This is a genomic window from Vreelandella aquamarina (genome assembly GCF_020075495.1).
Lineage (GTDB): Bacteria > Pseudomonadota > Gammaproteobacteria > Pseudomonadales > Halomonadaceae > Vreelandella > Vreelandella aquamarina_A.
The window spans coordinates 291,107-315,702 of record NZ_JABYQT010000001.1 but is presented as its reverse complement, the minus strand read 5'-3'; the positions used below and the strand labels follow the sequence as shown (position 1 = coordinate 315,702).

Sequence of the window (24,596 nt, the reverse complement as noted above, 5' to 3'; positions counted from 1 at the left end):
CCGAAGGGGTCAGATGTTATCATGGCTTTTCATCTTTCAGTATGCCATCAATCCATTTATCCATATTAGATAACGCACTTCCTCGCTTTCCTTTGACAATGCTCAAGTTTATCATTTCGGAATTTTCCTCTTGGCTTAGGCGCTGTATTATGTAGTTATAAGTCAATAAAGAATGTTTTCTGACATCCTTTTTGTCGAATAAAATAATATGCCTAGTCAACCGAGCTGACATAAGCGTTCGTGAGCGTACCAAATAGGGAAGGTAAGATACGCCAAAAACCTCATTTATATAGTCAAAGACTTGAGTATTGTTGGCAAAAACATCTTTAGACAAAATTAAAGATATAATTGCACCTAAGAATGCCTCTTTCGCTATAGCTTCACCGTTATAAAAAAGTTTTATGAGTCTCAAAGCGTTGCTATTCATCTTCTCCCCCACTTAATTCCTCAACCTTAGCCATGAATTCTTCGCAAATCTTTTCTATGTCAGATCTAGATTTTTGGTAACTTGAGGGAATGTTACCTTGAACCCCTACAGTCAGATCTCTAACCCGTGTCAGCTTGCTTTCAAAAAAATATAACTGATTAAAAGGAACAGTGGATTCAAATTGCTCTTTTATTCTTCCTGTTTTAGCAGTAAGCTGCTCATCAGTATTTGTGTAAATAAAGCCAAGGTGAGCAATATCTGAGCTATGATTATACTTAAGGTTGTTTACCACTCTAAGAAGGCTAGTTGCGCCTAATACTGAATAATGATCTATCTTTACTGGGACTAGATAGTAATCTGATGCTATAAGGGCCGCATCTGTAAACAAAGATATTGTTGGCGGACTATCTATAAGAATATAGTCATACTTATTAGGTATATTGTTTTCGTTTATAAACTTCTTTAGCTTTAGTATGCGTACAGCCTCTTGCGAATTATCGAATATAATGTTTATATCGCCAAGTATAATATGAAGCTTATCTGACAGCTCTGTTATTACATCAACTTCAGGCACAGGCTTAGCAGATTCTAGAATAGATGCCGGAGTTTCGAAAATTCTACGTATTGTTTTCTTTTCTCGCTGCCAAGAGTTTAAATATTCGTCTACTTTTTCATATTTGTTAAGAAGGGACTGCGTTGCATTGAACTGGGGATCAATATCAATAACTAACACTTTCTTGTTCAAGTAGTTAGAAAGAAATTCGCCGATGCCAACACACAATGTTGTTTTTCCAACACCCCCTTTCATATTGATAAAACTAATCACTGGCGCTATCTTCATAACAATCCTCTATTTTTTTAAATTCATCGCATTTTTTAACGCATATATCTTTGGACTCAAATCTCAATCTATCAAATCTAACAATAGATTAATGAGAGCTGCCACTGACCAATCATTAATCGGCTCAGCCTGATTAGGATCTGTATGCTATGACGAACAAGCCAGTATGTCCTTTCTTGTCCCCTTTGGGCCGGAAGCCGCCTGATCGTTCTACCTAGTTTTTTCAAGCTATTAATGTATTAGATCTCCCTCAGTCTATCCAGCTTCACAACCAAATCCTCGGCTCTTAAGTGCGTATATCGCCTCAACATTTGCATAGACTTATGCCCACTAATCGCAGCGACCTCTTGGTCAGACAACCCCGCTTCCACCAGCCGGCTTACGGCCTCATGGCGTAAATCATGAAAGCGAAAGTCATTAAGCCCGACCTTGTTCTTCGCCTGGTTCCAGAGCTTGGTGTAGGCGTAGGGGCCGCGCTTGCCATCCTTTCCAGGCTCGCCAAAGAACACCAGATCACAATCGAGCGGGCGCACCGGGTTGTTCATCGCATGCTTGAACACCTCGGTAGCCGCCTGGGTCAGCGGTACTAGGCGAGCTTCGTTGTTCTTGGTGTCTGGGAGGCGCACCACACGGCGTTTCACATCGACCTGGGATCGTGTAAGGGTAAGGATCTCGGACGAGCGCATTCCCGTCTCCAGGGCGATTCTGGCGATCCAGGCCAGCATGGGGTTGCTGTGCTGCCCTAACACGGCAAACAGACGTTTCTCCTCGTCGAGACTCAGGCGTCGATCTCGTCCCTCCCCAGGGCTGGGTTTGCGGATATTCTGAACGGGGTTGTAAGTCAAACCCAGGCCCCATTCCTGAATAGCCACGGTATAGAGGTGTCCAAGTAGAGCAAGCTCCAGGCGCACGGTACTGGGACTGATTAACTCCCCTCGGCGTCCCAAAGTGTTTAAACGCTTATCACGGTAGTTAGCGACTAGCTCCGGCGTCAGGGCTGCGAGGGAGTATTTGCCCAAGTGCTCAATCAGCGTGTTTGCCTTGTGGCGTTCGCTCTTTTGGGTGCTGGGCTTCTTGGTAGGAGTAATATCGGCTAAGTAACGCTTTAGCGCTGCTTCAAGCGTCATTCGTTCTGAGGCGCTACGCTGGATGTAAACGCCGCGCACCATTTCGTCTTCAGTGCGGCGTGCCCAATCTTGGGCGTCACGTTTAGTGCGGAAGGTCTTTGCAGTGGTGGGCCAACCCGACTTGCGGATGACGGCTTTCCAAGTTGCAGAAGGGGTCTTGACGATGGTGGCCACAAAAAATCTCCAGGGTCTGAAAGATCGGCACTGTACCGAAACTGTACCCTTGGACTAGGGGACTCACCAGAGATAATTGCTAACTTACTGATTTAATTGGTGGGCCCAGTAGGACTTGAACCTACGACCAAGGGATTATGAGTCCCCTGCTCTAACCAACTGAGCTATAGGCCCGCAAAGCGTGCATATAATAGCGAATGTGTCCGGGCGAGGCTACCCCTTCGGGGCGTATCTTCGCGCACGGGCGGCACTTTTTGGCGGTTTGCGGGTCTTGAGAAGAGTCCTTTATGCGGAGACGCGCTGTGAAAGCTTTGTTTGCGGTTATTCCACTTTTGTTGACGCTGCCGGTTCAGGCGGATTGGCAGCTCGACCCCGGTCAGTCACGCGTGCAGGCCACCATTACCCAGCTCGATGGGGCAAGCCCTCAAACCCACCACCATGAAGTGCGCGATCTTCAGGGGGATATCTCGCCGGACGGTACGCTGCGCCTGCCGCTCAAGCTGAGCCAGACCGATCTGCTGTCGCGCTTCAGTGACCTGCCGCCCTGGGCGGGCCTGCTGGCCAATACCACGCTGGTCACGCTGACCGCGCAGATGCCGCCGGAGCGGCTGGATGCGCTGGATATTGGCGAGTCGCTGGTGGAAACCCTGACGTTCCGGGTGCAGGCGGATGCGGTGAACCAGCAGGAGGCGGTGCCGCTGCGTTTTACGCGGGAAGGCGTCAACCAGGTGCGGGTTACCCACGCCGAGCCGCTGGCGATGGATGGCAAGGCCTTGATGGCCAATAGCACGGTGCGCACCGTGCTTTCCATGCTGGGCTACCAGCAGATCGATGAGCATGTGCCGGTCACGCTGAACGCGCTGCTGATCAACCGCTAGCCCTTCCCTCTTGTTACCGATAATGCTGTTGCCACCTGCCGTTCAGGCAGGCTGGCGGGTGCGGCGCACGTTGGCAAGCAAGGGGCTGCCGGTATCCGGGTCGGTGAGCAGCGTGCACTCTACCTGGTAGAGCTTGCGCACCAGTTGCGGCGTTACCACATCCGCCGGCGCGCCCTGATCCACGATCTTGCCATCGCACATGGCGATCAGGTGATCGGCGTAGCGGCAGGCGCTGGCCAGGTCGTGCAGCACCATGACCACGGTGCGCCCGTGTCCGGCCAGGTGGCGTACCAGTTCGAACACTTCGATCTGATGGCCAAGGTCCAGTGCCGAGGTGGGCTCATCGAGCAGCAGCAGCGGCGTCTGCTGGGCGATGGTCATGGCGATCCAGGCGCGCTGGCGCTGGCCGCCGGAGAGAGAATCGATGGGCCGGTCCGCCAGATCCTCGAGCCCGGCAGCCAGAAGCGCGTGCTGCACAACGCGCTGATCTTCCGCCGACCACTGGCGCAGCCACCCTTGGTGGGGCTGGCGGCCAAAGCGAATCAGCTCGGTCACGGTGAGCCCTTCCGGGGCCATGGCTTCCTGCGGCAGCAGCGCCAGCTGGGTGGCCAGCTTGCGTGAAGGCAGGCGCTGAATATCCTCGCCGCTTAAAAGCACGCAGCCGTCATCGGGCTTGTGCAGCCGGGCAAGCCCCGAAAGCAGAGTCGATTTACCGCAGCCGTTGGGGCCAACGATGGCGGTTACCTTGGCAGCCGGCAGGCTGACGTCGAGCCCCTCGATGATCCGCCGCGGGCCGTAGCCCATGCAGAGTGCATCAGTTGCAAGGCTTGGCGGGGTGCGAAAATCGTTCATGCGTGGCTCCGTTGCGGCCGCATCAAAATCCATAAAAGCCAGGGGCCACCGATGATGGCGGTCACGATACCCACCGGAAGCTCGATGGGCGCCAGCAGCGTGCGCCCGGCAAGATCCGCCAGCACCATCACCAGCGCTCCGGAAAGCGTGGCGGCCACCACCGGCACGTGGCGCGGCGTGGAAAACGCCCGTGCGATTTCCGGGCCGATAAGCCCGACCATGCCCACCGGCCCGGCAACGGCCACGGCAAGTGCCGTGAGTACGACCGAGAGCAGCAGGACCTGCATCCGCCGGGCCTTGGCGTTCACTCCCAGGCCGTTGGCCGTAGCCTCGGAAAACCGCAGGATGGTCAGCGAGCGGGCCAGCGCCAGTGCGGCGATTAATCCAAGCGCAAGGCCAACGGCCAGCAGTTGCACCGAGCCACCGGCCCGGGCGTTGAGCGAACCCACCGTCCAGGGGTAGGCGGCATTGGCGGTATCAATGGCCACACGCGCCAGCAGCAATTGGGTGATGGCGCCGAACACGGCCCCCACGCCAATGCCCGCCACGATAAAGCGATACCCCTGGGTGCCGCTGCCGGCGGCCAACCCGAACGTGAGTACGGCGGCGGTGACCGCCCCGGTGAGCGCCATGCCAGACGGCGCGATCGATACGCTCATGCCCACCACCGAAGCCACCGCAAAGGCGGTGGCGCCGTTATCGATACCGATGATTCCCGGCGTGGCCAGGCGGTTACGCGCCAGGGTCTGCATCAGGATACCTGCCAGGGCGAAGGCGCCGCCGGTCAGGCAGGCGGCCACCAGGCGCGGCAGGCGTAGCTCCTGAACCATGAAGGCGGTCATCATGCTGCCCTGCCCGGCCAGCGCGCCGATCACTTCACGCGGGTCAAGGGTCAGGCTGCCCAGGCATAGGTAAGCGATGCTTGCGATCAGCAACGCCAGCACGAGCCCGGCGTTGACCCACACGGCGCGCTGCTCTATCAGCACGCTGGCGCCGCCCCCGCCCCACCGCCAATAGCCGGTGGGTGGCGTTACCGGCGTTTCATCGGCGGTACTTGCCATGGGCGCGCTGGAAAGCAGTGCGGCCGCGCCCTGTTTTCTGAATTCAGGTTTCAACCAGCGAGGGGTCATAGACAGGCTCATAACATGGGTAACCGGCGGGCACGTACAGCGGCGATCAGCACGGGCGCTCCGCACAAGGCAGTCAGCACGCCAAGCGGCAGCTCGGAAGGCGCCACCACTACCCGCGAAATGATATCGGCGGCCAGGATGATCAAGGGGCCGATCGGCAAACAGAACCATAGTGTGCGCCGAATGTCAGGCCCGGCAAAGGCGCGGGCGATAAAGGGCACCACCAGGCCGACAAAGATGATGGGGCCGGCGATGGCGGTGGCCGCCCCTACCAGCAGCGCCACGCAGAGTACCACCAGAGCGCGGATCAACTGGGGATGATGCCCCAGCCCCGAGGCCATGCGCTCGCCGAGCGCCAGCGCCGAAAGCGGCCGGGCAATCAGGGCAATCAGCAGGGTACACAGCGCCATGGAGGGCAACACCGCCCAGAGATCGTCAAGACGGCGCCCGGCCAGGCTGCCGATCACCCAGAAGCGCACTTCGTCGGCGGAGCGCTGATCGAACAGCAGCATCAGCGATGTCAGCGCCCCCAGCAGCGCTGAAAAGGCAGCACCGGCAAGCACCAGACGTATGGGGTCGTTACCCACCCCGCGCCAGCGGGCAACGCCCAGCACGCACAAGCAGCCCGCCAGTGCGCCCACCTGGGCCACGGAAATGCGCAGCGAGGCGGCGCTGGCGCCAAGCACCAGCGCCAGCGCCACGGCAAAGGCAGCCCCTGCGCTTACGCCCAGCAAACCGGGCTCGGCTAGCGGGTTGCGCGCCACGGCTTGCAACAGCGCGCCGGAAACGCCCAGCGCCATGCCCACCACAATACCGATCAATGTGCGGGGCGCGCGAAGCTCCCACACTACAAAGTGCGCCTCGCTGTCCTCACCACCCAACAGCATGGCGAGCGCCTGAAGAGGCGAAACGCTGCCTGCGCCGACCAGCAGGCTAACGACACTCACCGCCACGAGGGCGGTGAGCAGGCAGAGCAGCAACATGCGCTGATCAAGACACTTGGCTCGTGCGAGCACGTTCATGGACACTCCTTCACGAGCAGACCCTTTTCTTCATTATTACTATCGCAAGCGGCTCAGGGCAAAAGGGCGTTTTCGATATCGTTCAGGATGACCTCGGCCGCCAACGGGCCGGAGGCACTGCTCCAGACCTGACCATTGACCGGCACCACGTGGTCTTCTTTCACCACGTTCAGGCGCGTGAAGGCGCTGCTCTGTTCGGCGGCGTCCAGCGCCTGCTGGCCCTCTTCGTTGAGCGTGGCAAGGAACAGCCAGTCACCGTCGATCATGGAGAGGTTTTCAAGGCTCAGGACATCGCTGTGCGCGCTGCCTTCGCTAACCAGCCCCGCGTCGTCTACCTCGAGACCTGTGGCGGCGAGCACACCGGTGGCAAACAGCTCGGATGACATGACCATGGGGCCGGCGGGCATCCAGCGGGCCAGATAGGCGGTGCCGCTCATGCCTGCCTCGCTCAAGCGTTCGTTGAGTTCGGCGGCGCGCTGTTCGATGCGCTCGAGCGCTTCTTCGATGTCGTCTTCCTTGCCAAGCGCCTGGCCATAAAGACGCGACTCGGCTTTCCAGCCATCGCGTGAAATGCCGTTGGTGTCCGGCACGACGGTGGGGGCCAGGCGAGAAAGCAGCCGATACTGCTCTTCGGCAAGCTGCGGGGGAGCCAGAATCAGGTCGGGCTCCAGGCGCAGTATCGCTTCGATATTGGTTTCACGGGCAACACCCACCATGTCAAGCTGGCTGGTATCGATATGCTCACCGATATACGCGGCCACTTCATTGCCACCCCGCGTGGCAATGGCGCCAACCGGCGTGACCCCCACGGCCACCGAGGCATCCAGCGCCCCTTCGTACAGCGTCACGATGCGTTCCGGCGAGTCAGGCACGTCAACGCTTCCATAGGCAGTATCGAGCTCGCGCGCTTGAGCATGGGTGATAAGGCTACCAAGTAGCACACCGGTTAAACCGTGACGCAGTACCGTACGCAGCATGTGATTCCCTATCCAGATAGTCGTGTCGAGTTTATGAAGCGGGCCATTGGTTGGCGAACAATTGGGTGGCGAACATTAGTACACGTGAATCGATGCACTTGAGCAGCCCAGTCACCTGCCCATCAATTAACCATTGCATGAATAGTAACGATTCTCAAAATCAACCGCATCCTATTTTTTTTCGAACCTCTCGTTCCAATTCTTGCAACCCTGCAGGCTTCCTAAGGTTTTCTTAGTGTTGCGTACAAAGCAACGCCTTGTTCCATTGGTAAATGATCGAAATCTGGAACTTTTCAAAATAGAATCTCGATTGTTTTTGATAATCAATATCATTAGAAAAAACCTATCATTACCGAGGATCTGCAATGTACCGTCTTTCTCGCCGCTCACTGGCCAGTGCAGTGGCGCTTGCCACCGCCGCTACAACGTCCGTGCAAGCGCAGGAAAATACCGCGCTTGACAACCTGGTGGTCACCGCGGCGGGTTACGAACAAGCGCTGAACGACGCACCGGCCAGCATTTCGGTCGTTACTCGCGAAGAACTCGAGCAGCGCCAGTTCTCGAGCATTGCCGACGCCATCGCCGATGTACCCGGGGTGGATGTACGCGCCGGTACCGGCAAGACCGGGGGCTACAACATCTCCATTCGCGGCATGCCGAGCGCCTATACGCTGATTCTGGTCGATGGCCGCCGCCAGAATACTTCCGGCGATGTCACGCCTAACGGCTTTGGCGAAACCTCCACAAGCTTCATGCCGCCGCTTTCGGCCATCGAGCGCATCGAGGTGATTCGTGGCCCGATGTCCACGCTTTATGGGTCGGATGCCATGGGCGGGGTGATCAACATCATTACCCGCCGCGTGGGAGCGGAGTGGGCAGGCTCGGTCACGGTCGAGAATACCGTCAAGCAGAATCGTGACGAGAGCAACAGCTCGGCGATCAACCTGTACACGTCCGGCCCGCTGGTAGAAGACACGCTGGGGCTGCAGCTTCGCGGCCGCCTGTTCGACCGCGGAAGCTCCGAGCGCATCATAGAGAACAGCGTAGGTCGCGACCCGCGCGCGCCCGAGGCGCGTAACTACTCCATTGGCGGGCGCTTGAACTTGACGCCGGATGATACCAACGAGCTGTGGGTGGACGCCGAGCGCTCTCGCCAGGTCTATAACAACGACGACTGCCGCCTGGGCAGCCTGGACGGCCTGAGACGCAACGACTGCGCAACGCCCCAGCCAGGCGCTGCCTTCGGCTATGAAGATGAGCTGCGCTTCAACCGCGACCAGATTGCCATTGGCCACACCGGCCGCTATGCCGCGGGCACCCTGGAAAGCAGCGTTACACGCAACTTCACAGAATCGCTTGGTCGCACGCTGCCCGCGGGCAACGCGCCGGATTATGGTTATATCGCCCAGGGTGGCGAGCCGCGTCTTCTGGAGAACCGCGATATCGTGGTCGACAGCAAGTTTACCGCGCCCCTCGATGAGCACATGGTGACCCTGGGCGGGCAGTACATCGACGCCGAGCTCAAGGACGGCACCGCGGGCAACGAGACGTTCTCCCAGTCAAGCTGGGCACTGTTTGCCGAGGACGAATGGCTGCTGCGCGATGATCTGGCGCTGACGCTGGGCGGGCGCTATGAAAGGCACAATGCATTTGGCGGCCACTTCAGCCCGCGGGGCTACCTGGTCTGGAACACGACCGACGAGTGGACCCTGAAAGGTGGTATCAGCCAGGGATACAAGACCCCTACGCTTAACCAGCTGCACGATGGTGTCGTCGGCTTCGGCAACCAGGGGCAGTCGGTTACGCTCGGCTCGCCAGGCCTTGAGCCGGAAAAGAGCACCAACTACGAAATCGGCGCCATCTACGACAACCTGGCAGGTTTTTCTGCCGGGGCGACCGTTTTCTATACCCAGTTCCGTGACCGGATCGCCGATGGTGATGACCTGCTCAACTGCCAGTTTGTCGACGGCAACGGCAACCGCCCTTACGCCAATACGGCCAACTGCCTGAGTGTGGGTGGCTTTACTCAGCAGGAGAGCTTCAGTCAGGCCGTCAACATCGACCGCGCCGAAACCCGTGGCGTTGAATTGACCAGCAGCTATCAGTTTACCCCGGCCTGGGCCATCAGCGGTGGCTACACCTATACCGACACCGAGATCACCTCCGGCGAGAATGAAGGCCAGGTACTGACCAACGTTCCCAAGCACAAGTTGACCGCCGATCTTAGCTGGGCGATCAACGACCGCTGGAGCACGACCCTCGAGGGTGAGTACTACTCTTCCCGCGAGCGCTTCTCGGCGGGCCTGCCCACCGCGGGTGAAAACCTTGCCCTGTACGAGCAGTTGGGCAACAAGCTAAATGGCTATGAACTCTTCAACCTGCGCAGCACCTACCGCTTCTCCAACGACATCCGCCTGACCGGCGCGATCAACAACCTGCTGGACAAGGATTTCACCACCTACGACACCTTTGAACACAATGGCGATACCTACGCCGCCTTCCGCTACACACAAACCGGCCGCTCGACGGACGGCGTTGCGCTGGATGGCCGCAGTTTCTGGATCTCCGCCACCTACGATTTCTAACCACTCCTCGCTCGCTACTGCTTCGATACACCTTGTTGGCCCTGGTATTTACCAGGGCTTTTTTGTATCGCTGATTTGACAGCAAGAAACGGCCACCCAAAGTGGCCGTTACATCGCGATCATGTGAGCTGAGACGCCCAGGATAAAGACCCCAGGACAGCACGTGCGGGTCAGAAATCGACGCTCAAGCCCAGCCACACGCGGCGGCCATCTTCGACATAGCCGTACTCATCGTAGGTAATCTCTTCATCCAGCAGGTTATAGATACCGGCCTTAAGCTGCGTATTGTCATTGAGCTGATAGCCAAGCCCCGTGTCTACAAAGGTATAAGATGGTGCGGTAATAGAGTTGGCGGATGGCCCCGTGACCGGCTGGCTCTCCTTGCCCCGGTACGTCACCTTGGTCCACTGGCTTAGCCGATTAGAGACCTGCCAATCAAGCGATGCCGACACCTGATGGCGCGGCAATTGTGTCAATGGGCTGCCTGCATACTCGCCGCTTTTCTGCTCGGAATCGGTGAAGGTGTAGCTGCCGGTCAAGTCAAGCGAGGCATTGAGCGGCGCAGACAGACTGACCTCGACACCCCGGGTAACGGCTTCATCGACGTTGATACGGTATGTCGGGTCGCTGCCGTACTCGTTGGCTCCGGCATCACAAATGGCGATCGGGCAGGCAACACGAGTGATCTTGTCGTCGAAATCGTTGTGGAAGACCGTCAGGCTGCCGTTAACACCATCCTCGTTACCATAATAGAGGGCCAATTCCTTGTTGAGCGAGGTTTCCGGCTTTAGGTCCGGGTTGCCGTACACGTTGCCCCCTCGGCTGATCTGCCCCCAGTCCGGTGCCGTTTCACGGATATTGGGCGAGCGATACCCGGTCGATACACCGCCCTTCAATGTCCAGTCCGGCGTCAAGTTCCACACGCTGTAGAGCCGGGGGCTGACGTGGCTGCTGTACTTGTCCGATTCATCCAGTCGAATACCGCCGGTAAGCGTCCAGGTGTCGGTCAGCATCCACTCATCTTCGACGAACAGCGCCCACTGATTCTGATCAAGCGTCTTGCGATCTGAAATCTGGTTGGTGGTATTGTCCTCGAGCGATTGTCTTTCATAGCTGCCGCCCAGGGTCAGCATGTGCATGCCAAGCGGCATGACCAGGCTGGTTTTGGCTGTGGTATTGGTGATCTCGATATCACGCGAGCGGTTTTCACTGTTCTCACGCTGCACGAAGGTTTCCGTGGTACCGATATCGAAGCGCCCGCTGTGGGTCAGGGCCATATGCCGGTTAGTAAACTCGTCAAAACTATCGACACACCCGCCCCTGCAGCCCTCGGCAGGGGCCGAACGGCCTACCAGCGACTGGCGCTCCTGTTCGGTAATACCCGCCTCGAAAGTAACGTCGTGGTTATCCGCCGCCGCCAGACTCAGGCGCGCCGTCAGGCTTTGCAGCTGCTTGTCTTCATACCCGTTGATGATATCGTCTTCATCGCGCCGGGAGGCCCGGCCATACAGTTGAAGGCCAAGGGTATCGCTTACCAGCGGGCCGCTCAGGTAGAAGTTGGCCTGGCGGCTATCTCCGGCATCGCTGCTTTGCTGCAGCACCGTATCGAGCTGAACGTTACCGTGCCACTGCTGGGCCACCTTGCGGGTAATCACATTGATAACACCACCGATGGCATCCGAGCCGTACAGGGTCGACATGGGGCCACGCACGACTTCGATTCGTTCGATGGCCTGCAGTGGCGGTAACCAGTCCTGCTCGAAGCCCGCGCTGCCGTTGGGGCGCGATTCGCGCGAGTTCTGCGGGCGGCCATCGACAAGAATCAGCGTGTACTGGGCAGGCATGCCGCGAATGGAAATGTCGTGACCGTTGTCGCCTGCCCCGCCGCCGGTAACCGTGACTCCTGGAACATCACGCAGTGCATCCGTTACGTTCTGGTAATGCCCCCGCTCAAGCTGCTCGCGGGAAAGCACGCTAATGGAAGCAGGCGCATCGTTGACCTGCTGCTCGAACCCCGAGGCAGTGACGACCATATTGCTCAATGCTTCGGTTTCCTGGGCCAAGGCAGAGCTTGCGGCGAATGAGCCAACGGCAGTAGCCAGTAGTGTTCGTTTGAATGAGCCAGGCATGACGCTTCCTTTGTCCAAAATATCGTCAAATGAATGATAATTATTAGCATTGTCATCTTAACGACTTAGTTCATGTCTTGGGTGGGACAGGCCGTTCGCCAACCTGCAACTCAAATGCCAATTATTTTCATTAGCAATGTTGGCTGGCATAATGTGGTCATTACCTCCTCGGCGGTTGCTTATGTACGACTTTGACGAACTCAATGCTTTTGCCAATGTAATGGCGACAGGCAGCCTTACGCGCAGTGCTCAGGCGATGGGGCTTGCCAAGTCGACGCTCAGCCGCCGTATCAGTCAGTTGGAAAACCGCCTCAACCAGCCCCTGCTGCGTCGTCAGGCCAATCGCCTGATCCCAACCGAAGCAGGGCTTCTGTTTCATACCTACTGCAAGGAGCTTCTGGCGCTGGCCGCCAACAGCCAGGAGGCGCTGGCCGAGTTGAAGGAGGATATCTGCGGGCAGCTGACGCTCAAGGTACATACCTCGCTGACCCGCGGCTGGGCGAGCGCACTGATCAATGAGTTCGTCGACCGCTATCCCAACATCGAGCTGACCCTGCAGACGCTGGATGCCCTGCCCACCACCCCGGATAGCCACTGCGTGCACGTCTGGATTGGCGAGCTGGGCGATTGCGGGCTCAATCAGGAGGTAATCGGCGAGCTTTCGCGCGGCCTTTACACCAGCCCGCGCTATGGCGAAACCACGCCGCTGCCGGCTCATCCCAGCGAGCTTTGCCACCACGCCTGGGTGGATTTGCTGAGCACTACGCAGGAGGAACTCTCACTGCGCCACCGCCAAGGTGAAGCCTACGATTTCCATCCCCCACGCTCGCGCTTGCGGGTCGACCTATCGCTGCTGCACATGGATGCCATTGCTCGCGGCCAGGGTATCGGCGTGCTGCCGCACTGGCTGGTTCAACAGCGCGAACAGTACCATCCCGGTGAGCTGATCGTCTGTTTGCCCGAATGGGCGCCGCCGCCGCTTCCCGTTACGCTGCTTTACGCCTACGGCCATCAGCCGCGTCGCGTTCATGCACTGCTGGATTTTCTGCGCGCCAGCACACCGGCGCAGTGGCAACCTGGTGTTAACCCCTATCTGGATCAACCACTTGCCAGTTAGCTAGCCAATTAACGACAATAGCCCGGCTTTTCTGCCCAGGCCTATGCCTTTTAAGGGCTATGTCTACCACCAAGGGCTATGTCTACAAGGGCTATGCATGCTTGCTGAACTGTTTGCCGTGATGGCGCCGGTGCTGGCCGGGGCGGGGTTGGGTTTTTTCTGGGTACGCCTGGGCCATCCGTTTCCTGTCGAGTTCGTGACCCGGCTGGTCTTCAATATTGGCACGCCCTCGCTGGTACTGGCCTCGCTCGCCGGTGCCGATATCGATGCCGCCACGTTTGGCCAGACCATGCTGGCCGCCGCCCTGGTCATTCTGACCATGGGCGCCTGCACCTTTCTGATTGCGCGAGTGCTGCGCCAGAACTGGCGGGTACTGTTGGCGCCCATGATGTATCCCAATACCGGCAACATGGGCTTGCCGGTGGTGCTCTATGCGTTTGGCAGCGCGGGGTTCGCCTACGGTATCACGGTCATGGTGACCGTCTCTCTGTTCCAGTTCACGCTCGGGGCCGCGCTCAGCAGCAAGGGTAACCCGCTGAAAACCCTGGCTAGAACGCCCACGGTCTACGCCATCGCGATGGCCATGGTGCTGCTGTTGACCGACACCTCGCTGCCGGCGTGGCTTGCCAATACCGTGCACCTGATGTCCGGCTTCACGGTTCCCTTGATGCTGATCACGCTTGGCGTCTCGCTTGCCAGCATTCAGGTAAAAAGCCTGCGCTCGGGGCTTGGGTTCAGCCTGGTACGTGTTCCGCTTGCTGCCACGGCTGCCTGGCTGATTGCCGGCTGGGTCGGGCTTCCTCCACTGGCGCAAAGCATTCTGGTCGTACAGATGTGCATGCCGGTGGCGGTGTTCAACTACCTGTTTGCTCAGCGTGCCCAGCGCGAACCCGCCTATGTGGCAAGCCTGGTGTTCTGCTCGACGCTGCTGGCGCTTGCATACCTTCCGGCGCTTCTGGCGCTGCTCATGTAGCGTTAAAAGTGAACCTGCCCCGAGGCCAAGAGTCACTGCTAGACTGATGAGTTGGGCACGTCATGTGCAGCCACCTCACTAGAGGGCTCTTTATGCAAGATGCAGATAGAAAAAACCCGTTTTCTCGGCGGCTAATGCCGGGCGCGGCCGCCTTGTGCCTGATCATTGGCACGGCCAGCGCCCAAGGCGAAGTGATCGAAACCGAACACCTGGCCATCAGCCTCGAGCGCGTGGCCGAAGGTTTTGAACATCCCTGGGCGGTGGCCTTTCTGCCCGATGGCCGCTATCTGGTCAGCGAGCGCAACGGCCAGTTGAACGTGGTGGATGGACAGGGCCAGTCACGGGCTCTACAGGGCCTGCCCCAGGTCAATCATCACGGCCAGGGCGGCCTCCTGGATGTCGTGCTGCACCCCGATTTTGGAGATGCCAGCGGCGAACATGACTGGATCTACTTCACCTGGAGCAAGCCGGATGCCAACGGCAGCCGCAGTGCGCTTTCCCGAGTGAAATGGGAAAATGATGCGCTGGGTGACGTGGAGCATCTGTTCGAGCAGGACCGCGCCTCCGGACCGGGGCGTCATTACGGCTCACGCCTTGCCTGGCTTGGCGATGGCACCCTGCTGATGAGTATCGGCGATCGCGGATCGGACCCCACTCGCGCCCAGGCAAGCGACGACCATGCGGGTTCTACCGTACGGCTGACCGACACCGGCGGCGTGCCAGACGATAACCCCTTCGTGGATGATGCCGATACCCTCGATGAGATCTACACCTTGGGCAATCGCAACATCCAGGGCCTGGTAGTCCGCCGCAACGGCGATGTCTGGGCCTCGGAACACGGACCCTTGGCCGGCGATGAACTGAACCTGATCGAAGCCGGCAATAATTACGGCTGGCCGGAGGTAACGCTGGGTAACGATTACGCGACCAACGAGCCACTCGGTGCCGACTCGCTGCCTGGCATGATCGATCCGCATTACGATTTCGAAATTCGCTTTGCGCCTTCGGGGCTTGCCGATGTCAGCGGCGAGCTTTTCAGCGCCTGGGAAGGTAACCTGCTGGCAGGCGGGCTGAGCAGCGAACAGCTTCTGCGCGTCGTGCTCGATGGCGACCGGGTTATCGACACCGAGCGCTTGCTGGAAGGAAAGATAGGCCGTATCCGCGATGTCCGCCAAGGCCCGGACGGGGCCATTTACTTGCTTACTGACGCAAGTCAGGGCAGCCTTTACCGCCTGCTTCCCGCAGACCACCCCTGAATACAGACTAGATAACGGCTTTTTCATTGATGAAATGCTTAACACCACCATGGATGCAGCATGCGACTTCGTAACTTAATCATTCTTACCGTGATCGTGCCGCTGTTTGTGGTGTTGGTGGTGTTCAGCCTGGTGGCCATCAAGTCGCTGGAGGACAACGTCCGCTCCAAACTGCAGACCGAAGTCGAGATCATCACCCGAGCGCTGAGTACGTCATTGAGCTACGCAGTTACCCGGGAAAGCCCGGCCCCGCTTGAAGAAGCGCTGCAGTCGGCCTTTTCGTTTCACCGTATCTATGGCGCTTACGTATTCGACCTGCAGGGCCGTGAAGTCTACGGCCTGGGCCTTGGCAAGGACCTCTTCAGCGCCGAGGAGATCCGCCAGGTGATCGAGCGCGATGACCTGTACAGCAATTACCGTCAGCAGGAAGGCTGGACCTACTATTCGGCGCTGACGCCGCTGCGCACCCAGGATGGCACCGTTCACGGCGTGCTTCAGGTCAACCGGCTCAATACCGGCATCGAGAACTACACCGGTTTTATCAGCGTGGTGGCGGTACTGGTGTTCGTGATTGGTGCTGCGGGCATCGTGTTCAGCATCTGGTGGGGGTTCAGGCGCTATATCGAGCGCCCGCTCAACCGCTTGCTGCACGTGATGCTGCTGGTCGAGGATGGCGACCGCAGCCAGCGTGCCACTGTAGAAGGGCCTGCTGAATACCGCCGTCTCGCTTCGGGGCTGAACGGCATGCTGGATGCCATGGCGGAGAAGGATCGCGATATCGAGGCGCGCCAGAGCCGGGAAATCGAGCTGGAAAAGCGCCTGCGCAAATCCAAGAAACTGGCCGAACTTGGCGTTCTGGCCGCCGGGGTTGCTCACGAGATCGGCGCCCCGCTGACGGTCATCAACGGCCAGGCTCAGCGTCTGGCGCGCCGTGATGTCATCGGCGATGACGAGCGGGCCAAGCTTGGCCGCATTCGCGGTGAGGTCGAGCGTATCGTCGAGATCGTGCGGCAATTGATGGAATTGGGCCGACAGCACAATGTCGAAAAGGGCGAACTGGCGCTGGATCAACTGGTCAAGAGTGCAAGCGATCTGGTGGAAGAGGAGCTCGAGCCACGAAATATCCAGCTGGATGTTGATCTTCCCTCGCCTACCCCCCATTTAATGGCTAATGGGCAGCAGATCGTTCAGGTATTGACCAACTTGCTGCGTAACGCAGCACAAGCGCCCAATGTCAGCCACGTTCGCGTAAGAGCGCGCAAGAACCAGCATGAACTGACGCTTTGGGTAGAAGACAACGGCCCGGGCATTCCTGCTGCCAACCACCAGCACGTATTCGATCCGTTCTTCACGACGAAACCGGTGGGCCAAGGCAGTGGCCTGGGGCTTTCCATGGTACATCGAATTATCAATGACCACGGCGGTACGATTGGCGTATTCAACAGCGCACTGGGTGGCGCTGGGTTCGAGATTACGCTTCCCCTTAGTGAAACCGCATCCGCTTGAGGACAACATTTGTGACCCATCAGGAAAACCTCTTACCTTTACTGGTAGTGGAAGACGACCCAGCGATACGCGAATTGCTGGAAGAAGAGCTCCATGATGCGGGCTATCAAACGCTAGGCGTCCCCAGTGCCGAAGAAGCCATTGCCTTATTGAGCCATACGCCCGTTGCGATGATGATTACCGATGTTCGCTTGCCGGGGATGACCGGTATTCAGCTGCTGCAACAGCTGCGCCAGAGTGGCAGTGAGCTGGGAATTATCGTCATTACAGCGTTTGGTACCATCGACCAGGCGGTAGAAGCGCTGAAGCTGGGCGCTGACGACTTCCTGACCAAACCGCTTGATCTCGATGCCATCCGCGAGGCTGTGTTCCGCGTTCTGGAACGCCAGCGCCTGTCGCTCTCGCACGATACCGAGCTTAGTCATTTTCACGGCATCGTGGGCAAAAGTGATGCCATGCAATCGCTCTTTCACGATGCTTCGCGCCTGGCCAAGAGCAATGCGCCCATTCTGATTCTGGGCGAGAGCGGCACCGGCAAGGAGCTTCTGGCACGCGCCATTCACCAGGAGAGCCCGCGCCACGAGGCACCCTTTATCCCCGTCAACTGCGCCAGCATTCCGGCGGACTTGATGGAGAGCGAATTTTTTGGCCATGTGAAAGGCGCTTTCACCGGTGCCAACGAAGCGCGCAAGGGGCTTTTTCAAACCGCCCAGGGCGGCAGCCTGTTTCTGGACGAGATTGGCGAAATGCCGATCAATCTTCAGGCCAAGCTGCTGCGCGCGCTTCAGGAGAAGACCATCCGCCCGGTGGGGGGCGAGCGCGAAGAGCCTGTCGATGTGCGCATCATCGCCGCCACGCACCGTAATCTGGACAAGGAGATCGAACAGGAAAGCTTCAGAAGCGACTTGTTTTATCGCCTGGAAACCTTTTCGCTACGCATTCCTCCACTGCGTGAGCGGGGCAGCGATATCGAACATCTGATTTTCGCGCTCATCGACAAGCACGCCGAGGCGCAGGACAAGCAGATCGAGCAGATAGAACCGGATGCGCTCAACAGCCTGCTTCACTACACCTACCCCGGCAACGTTCGTGAGCTGGAAAATGCCATCATGCGGGCGGTTACGTTGAGCGAACAGGGGGTTTTACAGCATCAGGACCTTCCCGAGCGGCTACGTGAACACTCGCACCAGGAGCCGGGCATAGAAATGACGCCCGCGATGAGTGGAGAAATACTGCCAGGCTCCCACCTTCCAGCTCCAGCGCCCACGCGCTGGCCCAGCCTTGAAGAGGTAGAGAAGCGCTATATACGCAAAGTGCTGGAAGCAACTGGCGGAAACAAGCGCCGTACAGCGGAGCTTCTCGGCATAGCACGGCGCACGCTCTATCGCCGACTTGAAGACAGCGAAGAGTAGGCAATCAGCCACAGGAAAAAGGCCAAACCAGCAAGCGCTGATTTGGCCTTTTTATATGCGAACCTTTACAGGAGATCAGGTGCCATCTTCAGTGGGCGGCACGCCGTTGTTGTCATCATTGGCCATCGGCCCCGTGTTCAGTGGCTCCTCGGGTTCGGGCTGGGCATTTTCGTTGGGAGCATCATCACCACCACAGCCGGTTAGCGCTACCACGCTGAACGCAAGGATCATGGCCAGAAACAGCGCTTTCATACGATATTTATTCAGCATCACTATGTCGCTCTCCTTTGCATTTCATAGGGCTTGATAAACGCATTAACTCGTTTCCAACTATCGCTATAGTCAACTATCACCATAGCCAACTACCTGAGCGTTGCAAGGCCTTTGCCCTTTATCTCTCTATCAGCCAAGCCAGGGAGCAATAACGGCCCATAAAAAAACCCCCGCGGGCGCGGGGGGAAGGATGATAAACCGTGTGGAGCAGCCGCAGGGAACGAACAGCTGAAGCGGCTTATCATCGTAGGGAGCGGTACAGAATTACTGATTACGGGTCATTTCGTCATCGTTTGCATCGGTGTCGCCTGGCATGGGGTCAGTACCCTCGCCAAAGCCTGGTTCGTCATCGACCGTATTGTCACGTGCGGCCTCTTCAGACTGGATGGACTCCTGGGGTACGGGAGCATCGTCGTTAGCCGTGTTATCCATGGCAGGATCAGCAGATTGATCGATCGGAGACGAACCAGCAGGTTCCTGTGTCAAGGTGCCTTCCTGCTCGGGCCCCTGCTCCATGGATTCAGGCTGTTGCGCGGGCGGCATGTCATCGTCGTTATTGTCGCCACAACCAGCAAGCATCAGCACGCTTGCTGCAGTCGCTACCATGCACAGTGAAAGTAGACGTGGCCGTTTCGAACTGGCGGTTACCTGCTTATCCATAAAAGTGATCTCCATTGCTACCGTGCAAATATCTTGAATTGATGCCATGGCACTGCAGATTTTGAACCACCCCGCCTCAATAATTCATTAAATTAAATATTTTCAAATACTTATGCAACTAAAACCAACATTCACGCGCACTTCTAGGCGGGTGCAAAATGACACATGTGGCAATTGTTGGCAGCGTTTAAAGGAGCGATGTGGCACAAACGGCACAGTTATGTATAATAATTTTTAATAATTAACCTGTTAAATTCTTTTTTTTCCTTATGGATGCTTTGTGTGGCTGCTTTGACGGTACGTCGAAAGGCCTGGAGAGTAACGACACAAAGCGCCTCATACCTGTAAAAGGCATGGCCGATGGATGAACAGCGCCCGATCAAAATAAAAGTACGTGGTGTAAGCAAAGTATTTGGTAAACAGCCCAGCAAAGCCCTGGCACTTCGCGACCAGGGACTCAAGCGCTCCGAGATTCTCGAGAAAACGGGCCAGACGCTAGGGCTTTCGAATATTTCATTCGATGTCCACGAAGGCGAGCTGCTGGTGATCATGGGACTTTCCGGCTCTGGCAAGTCCACCTTGATTCGCTGTCTCAATCGCCTGATCGATACCACCGAAGGCGACATCATCATCGAGGGTGAAAATATCCCCACGCTGGGCGAAAAGGCACTGCTGGCCTGTCGGCGCCGCCACTTTTCGATGGTGTTTCAAAATTTTGCCCTGTTTCCTCACCGCACGGTCCAGCAGAACACCGAGTTCGGGCTGGAAATACGTGGTGTCGATAAAAAGGAGCGCCAGAAGATCGCCCACACGGCACTTCAACAGGTAGGGCTTGAAGGCTGGGAGAATGCTTACCCCCACCAGCTTTCTGGAGGAATGCAGCAGCGCGTTGGTCTGGCCCGGGCACTGGCCAACGATGCCAGCGTACTGCTGATGGATGAGGCGTTTTCAGCGCTCGACCCGCTGATCCGCAAAGATATGCAGCAGGAGCTGTTGCAGCTGCAGACCCGAATGCAGAAAACCACCGTCTTCATTACTCACGACCTGGACGAGGCGCTCAATATTGGTGATCGCATCGTGCTGCTCAAGGACGGGGAAGTGGTTCAGATAGGCACGCCGGAGCAGATTCTCACCCAGCCCGCCGACGACTACGTGCGCCGTTTCATCGAAGGAGTGGACCGCTCGCGAGTGTTGACGGCAGCGAGCGCCATGCGTCCACTGCGTACCACGGCGCGAGAAAGCGATGGCCCGCGTACCGCCCTGCATCGCATGCGCGAGCACGCGATCGACTCCATCTATGTCACCGACCGTGACCGCACGCTTTTGGGTCTGCTCGAGGCGGAAACGGCTATCGCGGCCACGCAGGAAGGTGCCGACAGCATCACGCGCTACCTGACCCAGGATTTTCGCAAGGTCTCTCCAGAGGAGCCCCTTCAACACCTGTTTGCGATGTTCAGCGAAAAGAGCTTCCCCATTGCCGTGGTGGATGAACAGCAGCGCCTGCTTGGGGTGGTGGTAAAAGGCGCGGTCCTGGATGAACTGGCCAGAGCAGGAGAGCAGTAATGGATATTCCTCGTCTTCCTTTGGGTCGTTGGATCGAAAGCGGCCTTGACTGGTTAACAAGCGAGTACTCGATGGTGACGCGGGCTATTTCACGCGTCACCCAGACAGGCATCGACAGTTTGAACGATGGGTTGATGTGGCTGCCCGAGTGGGCGCTTCTCCTGATCATCGCGCTGGCCTGCTGGAAGCTTGCCAGCCCCCGTTTGGCAATAGGCGCAGCGGCGGGCCTGGCATTGATCTGGAATCTGGGGCTCTGGAATCCGATGATCGAGACCTTGACCCTGGTGGTGATTGCCACCTTGGTCGCCGTGGTGATCGCCCTGCCCGTCGGCATTGCCGCAGCGCTTTCCGAGCGGCTCTACCGGGTCATCATGCCGGTTCTGGACTTCATGCAGACCATGCCGGCATTCGTTTATCTGATTCCCGCCATTCCGTTTTTTGGCATCGGCTCGGTATCGGCCATTTTTGCCACGGTGATCTTCTCCATGCCCCCGGCCATCCGCTTCACGACGCTGGGCATCCGTCAGGTCCCGGTCGAGCTGATCGAAGCCGCCGATGCCTACGGCGCCACCCGCTACCAGAAGCTGTTCAAGGTACAGCTGCCGCTTTCACTGCCCACGGTAATGGCGGGTATCAACCAGACCATCATGCTGGCACTCTCCATGGTGGTGATTGCCGCCATGATCGGCGCCGATGGCCTGGGCAGTGAAGTATGGCGTGCCATCCAGCGCCTACGCCCCGGTGATGGGTTTGAAGCCGGCATCGCCGTGGTGATTCTGGCCATGCTGCTGGACCGTTTGACCCAGTCGCTGCGCAAAGCGTCTAGATAAAACCGGCCTACTTGATGAACCGACGTTTCACGACCATGCTGAAAACGCCAATTTAACCTTGGTTAAAACGCCAACTACAAAAGGGAGAAAGCAAATGAAAACGCATCTGTTAAGCCACCGCACGACTCGCCTGGCCTCGGCCGTGCTGATCGCCAGTACAGGCCTGGCGGCAGGCTCTGCCCAGGCACAAGAACAGACCATCAACCTGGCTTATGTGGAGTGGTCCTCCGAGGTGGCATCCACCAACGTGATGGCTGCCGTGCTCGAGCAGGCAGGCTATGACGTCCAGCTGACCTCGCTGTCGGCGGCGGCCATGTTTCAGGCGCTCTCGACCGGCGACGCCGATGCCATCGTGGCAGCCTGGCTACCGACCACCCACGCCGATTACATGGAGCGGATCGGCGACAAGGTGGAGGACCTGGGGCCCAACCTGGATGGTACCAAGCTCGGCCTTGTCGTTCCCTCCTATACAGAGGTCGATTCGATCGAGGAGCTCAATGACAATGCGGATATATTCAATAGCGAGATCATCGGTATAGATCCTGGCGCAGGCCTGATGGGCCTGGCCGAAGACGTTGTCGATACCTATGACCTCGGCCTTCGTCTGCGTAGTGGCAGCGACGCGACCATGGTGGCCGCGCTCGGCAACGCCATCAGCAACGAAGAAGATATCGTTGTTACCAGCTGGACACCGCACTGGATGTTTGCGCGCTGGGATCTAAAGTACCTGGAAGACCCAGAGAATGTCTTCGGTGGTGCCGAACAGATCCACACCGTGGTACGTGCCGGTCTGGAAGACGACATGCCAGAAGCCTATGCCATTCTGGATGCGTTCGAGTGGACACCGGAGCAGATGGGCGATGTCATGCTGATGAATCAGGAAGAGGGCAGCGATCCGTATGAAAACGCCAAGCAGTGGGTAGAAGATAATCAGGACGTTGTAGAACAGTGGCTGAATGGCTAGCTGATCAGACTAGTCGGCGAGCGCCAGCCATTAGAGGCTGGCGCTTTTTTCCGCTCGATTGTTTTACAAAAAATAATCTGCAAAAACCATCAATACAACGCTTGTTAATATATAGTGAAGCAAACACGACACGGCGCTCGGCACGTGTTTTTCAATCAAAACGGAGAGGCACCCGTGGATAAGCAAGAACCAAATCACTCCCCGGATGAACCGGGCTCAGAAGGTATTCCTGCCCCCGAAGGGGCAGCGAACCTGATCGATACGGATTACGTTGTCGGTCAGGATAACTTCACGACCAATAAAATGGGCCTTAGCTTTGACCTGCATGGCAAGGTATTCAGCATTTCAGCGATCGTTGTACTGCTGTTCGTGGTATTGACGCTGGCGCTGCAAGACACGATTTCGCCGGTATACGATTACATTTTCAACTTCCTGACCGGCAACCTGTCCTGGTTTTTCATCACCGCGGCCAATATCTTCGTCATTTTATGTATTGGATTGATCTTCTCTCCGCTGGGCAAAATACGCCTGGGTGGCACCAACGCCAAGCCCGACTACACCTATACCGGCTGGTTTTCGATGCTGTTTGCCGCCGGCATGGGCATCGGGCTGATGTTCTTTGCCGTCAATGAACCCCTCACCCACTTCGGAACCGCGTTCGATGGTGATAGCTGGGCGCCACTGGGGGGTGCCGAAGGTGACTCTGCGGCGGCTACGTCACTTGCCATGGCGGCCACCATTTATCACTGGGGCCTGCACCCTTGGGCGATCTATGCCATCGTGGCGCTTTCGCTGGCCTTGTTCTCGTTCAACAAGGGTTTGCCGCTCTCGATGCGTTCGGTGTTCTATCCCATTCTTGGTGAGCGCGTCTGGGGGTGGCCTGGGCATGTGATCGACATTCTGGCGGTATTTGCTTCGCTGTTTGGTCTGGCCACGTCTCTGGGTCTAGGCGCCAGCCAGGCAGCCGCCGGGCTTTCGTATCTGTTTGGCGCGCCTGAAAGCGACGTCACCATGATCCTCTTGATCATCGGCATCACGATGCTGGCCATCGGCTCTCTGGTTGCCGGTGTCGACAAGGGCATGCAGTTGCTCTCCAAGATCAATATCGTCATGGCGGCGGCACTGCTGTTCTTCGTGATTGCAGTCGGCCCGACACTGTTCATCATGACCGGCTTCTTCGAAAACCTGTGGAGCTACGCTACTCACTTCACCGCGCTTTCGAATCCCTTTGGCCGTGAGGATGCCAACTTCAGCCAGGGCTGGACAACCTTCTACTGGGCATGGTGGATCTCCTGGTCCCCGTACGTCGGCATGTTCATCGCCCGCGTATCACGTGGCCGCACGGTTCGAGAGTTCCTGATTTCTGTACTGATCATACCGTCGGTCGTATCCGTACTCTGGATGACCACCTTCGGTGGCACCGCCATTGACCAGTTTGTCAGCCAGGGTATCAGTGCCGTACTCGATGCGGGCGTTGACCTTCAGCTGTTCATCATGCTCGAACAACTGCCACTGGCGCAAATTACCTCCTTCGTCGCGATCTTGCTGGTCATCTTCTTCTTTGTGACCTCCTCCGACTCGGGCTCTCTGGTGGTTGACTCGATCACTGCGGGCGGCAAGATGGATGCCCCGACATCGCAGCGGGTGTTCTGGGCGATTATCGAAGGCGCCATTGCCATCGCCCTGCTTCTGGGTGGTGGTCTGACCGCGCTGCAGACCATGGCCGTATCAACGGGCTTCCCGTTCGCGATCATTCTTCTGGTGGCGTGCTATGCCATCATCAAGGGTCTGATGAGCGAACCCAAGGCGGTTTGAACCTGCGCTGAATCAGCGTAAATCGAAGTAACACGAAAACGGGCAGCCCCAGGGCTGCCCGTTTTTTGTGCGCTGGCAAGAAGCC

Annotated in this window: 21 protein-coding genes and 1 tRNA gene; 11 read left to right on the top strand and 11 right to left on the bottom strand. The window is 57.7% G+C overall.

Annotated elements, in window-relative coordinates; genetic code table 11:
* Positions 1–19 precede the first annotated feature (19 nt).
* The 4 genes from HW452_RS01430 to HW452_RS01415 form a co-directional block, all read right to left on the bottom strand.
* Positions 20–427: a hypothetical protein gene (locus HW452_RS01430; protein WP_224104321.1), complete on the bottom strand. Its 408-nt coding sequence runs from the start codon at positions 425–427 to the stop codon at positions 20–22.
* Positions 420–1,268 (bottom strand): ParA family protein, encoded by an 849-nt coding sequence (locus tag HW452_RS01425; protein WP_224104320.1) that lies wholly within the window; start codon positions 1,266–1,268, stop codon positions 420–422. The genes HW452_RS01430 and HW452_RS01425 overlap by 8 nt, the downstream gene beginning before the upstream one ends.
* A 239-nt stretch (positions 1,269–1,507) precedes the next feature.
* The gene (locus HW452_RS01420; protein ID WP_224104319.1) at positions 1,508–2,569 is read right to left on the bottom strand and encodes a site-specific integrase; all 1,062 of its coding nucleotides are present in this window, start codon (positions 2,567–2,569) and stop codon (positions 1,508–1,510) included.
* Between the two features lie 97 nt (positions 2,570–2,666).
* A tRNA-Ile gene (locus HW452_RS01415) sits at positions 2,667–2,743 on the bottom strand.
* A 128-nt stretch (positions 2,744–2,871) separates the two neighbouring features.
* On the opposite strand from HW452_RS01415, the gene HW452_RS01410 reads away from it, so the two are divergent.
* On the top strand, positions 2,872–3,447 hold the full coding sequence (locus HW452_RS01410; protein WP_224104318.1) for a hypothetical protein: 576 nt from the start codon (positions 2,872–2,874) through the stop codon (positions 3,445–3,447).
* Positions 3,448–3,489: 42 nt separating this feature from the next.
* On the opposite strand, the gene HW452_RS01405 is transcribed toward HW452_RS01410, so the two are convergent.
* The 4 genes from HW452_RS01405 to HW452_RS01390 form a co-directional block, all read right to left on the bottom strand.
* A complete protein-coding gene (locus HW452_RS01405; protein ID WP_224104317.1) occupies positions 3,490–4,299 on the bottom strand; it encodes an ABC transporter ATP-binding protein in 810 nt (269 codons plus the stop codon).
* Complete coding sequence (locus HW452_RS01400; protein ID WP_425348079.1) at positions 4,296–5,360, bottom strand: FecCD family ABC transporter permease; 1,065 nt, start codon at positions 5,358–5,360, stop codon at positions 4,296–4,298. Before HW452_RS01400 ends, HW452_RS01405 begins: the two co-directional genes overlap by 4 nt.
* Before the next feature lie 77 nt (positions 5,361–5,437).
* Positions 5,438–6,451, bottom strand: coding sequence for a FecCD family ABC transporter permease (locus HW452_RS01395; protein ID WP_224104315.1), 1,014 nt, complete (start codon positions 6,449–6,451; stop codon positions 5,438–5,440).
* A gap of 53 nt (positions 6,452–6,504) precedes the next feature.
* Positions 6,505–7,428 (bottom strand): ABC transporter substrate-binding protein, encoded by a 924-nt coding sequence (locus HW452_RS01390; RefSeq protein WP_224104314.1) that lies wholly within the window; start codon positions 7,426–7,428, stop codon positions 6,505–6,507.
* 365 nt (positions 7,429–7,793) lie between these two features.
* On the opposite strand from HW452_RS01390, the gene HW452_RS01385 reads away from it, so the two are divergent.
* On the top strand, positions 7,794–10,013 hold the full coding sequence (locus tag HW452_RS01385; RefSeq protein WP_224104313.1) for a TonB-dependent receptor domain-containing protein: 2,220 nt from the start codon (positions 7,794–7,796) through the stop codon (positions 10,011–10,013).
* Positions 10,014–10,183: 170 nt separating this feature from the next.
* Here the strand turns inward: HW452_RS01385 and HW452_RS01380 are convergent, their stop codons facing one another.
* Positions 10,184–12,142, bottom strand: a complete 1,959-nt coding sequence (locus tag HW452_RS01380) for a ligand-gated channel protein (protein WP_224104312.1) — start codon at positions 12,140–12,142, stop codon at positions 10,184–10,186.
* 181 nt (positions 12,143–12,323) lie between these two features.
* On the opposite strand from HW452_RS01380, the gene HW452_RS01375 reads away from it, so the two are divergent.
* From HW452_RS01375 to HW452_RS01355, 5 genes are all read left to right on the top strand, one after another.
* Positions 12,324–13,259 (top strand): LysR family transcriptional regulator, encoded by a 936-nt coding sequence (locus HW452_RS01375; protein ID WP_224104311.1) that lies wholly within the window; start codon positions 12,324–12,326, stop codon positions 13,257–13,259.
* Between the two features lie 97 nt (positions 13,260–13,356).
* Positions 13,357–14,232, top strand: coding sequence for an AEC family transporter (locus HW452_RS01370; RefSeq protein WP_224104310.1), 876 nt, complete (start codon positions 13,357–13,359; stop codon positions 14,230–14,232).
* A gap of 92 nt (positions 14,233–14,324) precedes the next feature.
* Entirely contained in the window at positions 14,325–15,488 is a 1,164-nt protein-coding gene (locus HW452_RS01365; RefSeq protein ID WP_224104309.1) for a PQQ-dependent sugar dehydrogenase, read from the top strand.
* 60 nt (positions 15,489–15,548) lie between these two features.
* A complete protein-coding gene (locus HW452_RS01360; protein ID WP_224104308.1) occupies positions 15,549–16,994 on the top strand; it encodes a sensor histidine kinase in 1,446 nt (481 codons plus the stop codon).
* An 11-nt stretch (positions 16,995–17,005) separates the two neighbouring features.
* Complete coding sequence (locus HW452_RS01355; protein ID WP_224104307.1) at positions 17,006–18,406, top strand: sigma-54-dependent transcriptional regulator; 1,401 nt, start codon at positions 17,006–17,008, stop codon at positions 18,404–18,406.
* Between the two features lie 75 nt (positions 18,407–18,481).
* Here the strand turns inward: HW452_RS01355 and HW452_RS01350 are convergent, their stop codons facing one another.
* Together HW452_RS01350 and HW452_RS01345 are read right to left on the bottom strand one after the other, a co-directional pair.
* Positions 18,482–18,676 carry a DUF3742 family protein gene (locus tag HW452_RS01350; protein WP_224104306.1) on the bottom strand — a complete coding sequence of 65 codons (195 nt, stop codon included), beginning with the start codon at positions 18,674–18,676 and terminating at the stop codon, positions 18,482–18,484.
* Positions 18,677–18,943: 267 nt separating this feature from the next.
* Positions 18,944–19,339 (bottom strand): hypothetical protein, encoded by a 396-nt coding sequence (locus HW452_RS01345; RefSeq protein WP_224104305.1) that lies wholly within the window; start codon positions 19,337–19,339, stop codon positions 18,944–18,946.
* A gap of 360 nt (positions 19,340–19,699) precedes the next feature.
* On the opposite strand from HW452_RS01345, the gene HW452_RS01340 reads away from it, so the two are divergent.
* From HW452_RS01340 to HW452_RS01325, 4 genes are all read left to right on the top strand, one after another.
* A complete protein-coding gene (locus HW452_RS01340; RefSeq protein ID WP_224104304.1) occupies positions 19,700–20,902 on the top strand; it encodes a quaternary amine ABC transporter ATP-binding protein in 1,203 nt (400 codons plus the stop codon).
* On the top strand, positions 20,902–21,732 hold the full coding sequence (locus HW452_RS01335; protein ID WP_224104303.1) for an ABC transporter permease: 831 nt from the start codon (positions 20,902–20,904) through the stop codon (positions 21,730–21,732). Before HW452_RS01340 ends, HW452_RS01335 begins: the two co-directional genes overlap by 1 nt.
* A 94-nt stretch (positions 21,733–21,826) precedes the next feature.
* Complete coding sequence (locus tag HW452_RS01330; protein ID WP_224104302.1) at positions 21,827–22,696, top strand: glycine betaine ABC transporter substrate-binding protein; 870 nt, start codon at positions 21,827–21,829, stop codon at positions 22,694–22,696.
* Positions 22,697–22,870: 174 nt separating this feature from the next.
* A complete protein-coding gene (locus HW452_RS01325; protein WP_224104301.1) occupies positions 22,871–24,511 on the top strand; it encodes a BCCT family transporter in 1,641 nt (546 codons plus the stop codon).
* The last annotated feature ends 85 nt before the right edge of the window (positions 24,512–24,596 follow it).

Excerpts from the sequence above, each read along its gene's own strand:
- HW452_RS01390 (WP_224104314.1), bottom strand. The coding sequence starts at position 7,428 with ATGCTGCGTACGGTACTGCGTCACGGTTTAACCGGTGTGCTACTTGGT.
- HW452_RS01425 (WP_224104320.1), bottom strand. The coding sequence starts at position 1,268 with ATGAAGATAGCGCCAGTGATTAGTTTTATCAATATGAAAGGGGGTGTT.
- HW452_RS01365 (WP_224104309.1), top strand. The coding sequence starts at position 14,325 with ATGCAAGATGCAGATAGAAAAAACCCGTTTTCTCGGCGGCTAATGCCG.
- HW452_RS01340 (WP_224104304.1), top strand. The coding sequence starts at position 19,700 with ATGGATGAACAGCGCCCGATCAAAATAAAAGTACGTGGTGTAAGCAAA.
- HW452_RS01405 (WP_224104317.1), bottom strand. The coding sequence starts at position 4,299 with ATGAACGATTTTCGCACCCCGCCAAGCCTTGCAACTGATGCACTCTGC.
- HW452_RS01395 (WP_224104315.1), bottom strand. The coding sequence starts at position 6,451 with ATGAACGTGCTCGCACGAGCCAAGTGTCTTGATCAGCGCATGTTGCTG.
- HW452_RS01360 (WP_224104308.1), top strand. The coding sequence starts at position 15,549 with ATGCGACTTCGTAACTTAATCATTCTTACCGTGATCGTGCCGCTGTTT.
- HW452_RS01430 (WP_224104321.1), bottom strand. The coding sequence starts at position 427 with ATGAATAGCAACGCTTTGAGACTCATAAAACTTTTTTATAACGGTGAA.
- HW452_RS01380 (WP_224104312.1), bottom strand. The coding sequence starts at position 12,142 with ATGCCTGGCTCATTCAAACGAACACTACTGGCTACTGCCGTTGGCTCA.
- HW452_RS01370 (WP_224104310.1), top strand. The coding sequence starts at position 13,357 with ATGCTTGCTGAACTGTTTGCCGTGATGGCGCCGGTGCTGGCCGGGGCG.
- HW452_RS01400 (WP_425348079.1), bottom strand. The coding sequence starts at position 5,360 with ATGGCAAGTACCGCCGATGAAACGCCGGTAACGCCACCCACCGGCTAT.
- HW452_RS01375 (WP_224104311.1), top strand. The coding sequence starts at position 12,324 with ATGTACGACTTTGACGAACTCAATGCTTTTGCCAATGTAATGGCGACA.
- HW452_RS01335 (WP_224104303.1), top strand. The coding sequence starts at position 20,902 with ATGGATATTCCTCGTCTTCCTTTGGGTCGTTGGATCGAAAGCGGCCTT.
- HW452_RS01350 (WP_224104306.1), bottom strand. The coding sequence starts at position 18,676 with ATGCTGAATAAATATCGTATGAAAGCGCTGTTTCTGGCCATGATCCTT.
- HW452_RS01385 (WP_224104313.1), top strand. The coding sequence starts at position 7,794 with ATGTACCGTCTTTCTCGCCGCTCACTGGCCAGTGCAGTGGCGCTTGCC.
- HW452_RS01345 (WP_224104305.1), bottom strand. The coding sequence starts at position 19,339 with ATGGATAAGCAGGTAACCGCCAGTTCGAAACGGCCACGTCTACTTTCA.
- HW452_RS01330 (WP_224104302.1), top strand. The coding sequence starts at position 21,827 with ATGAAAACGCATCTGTTAAGCCACCGCACGACTCGCCTGGCCTCGGCC.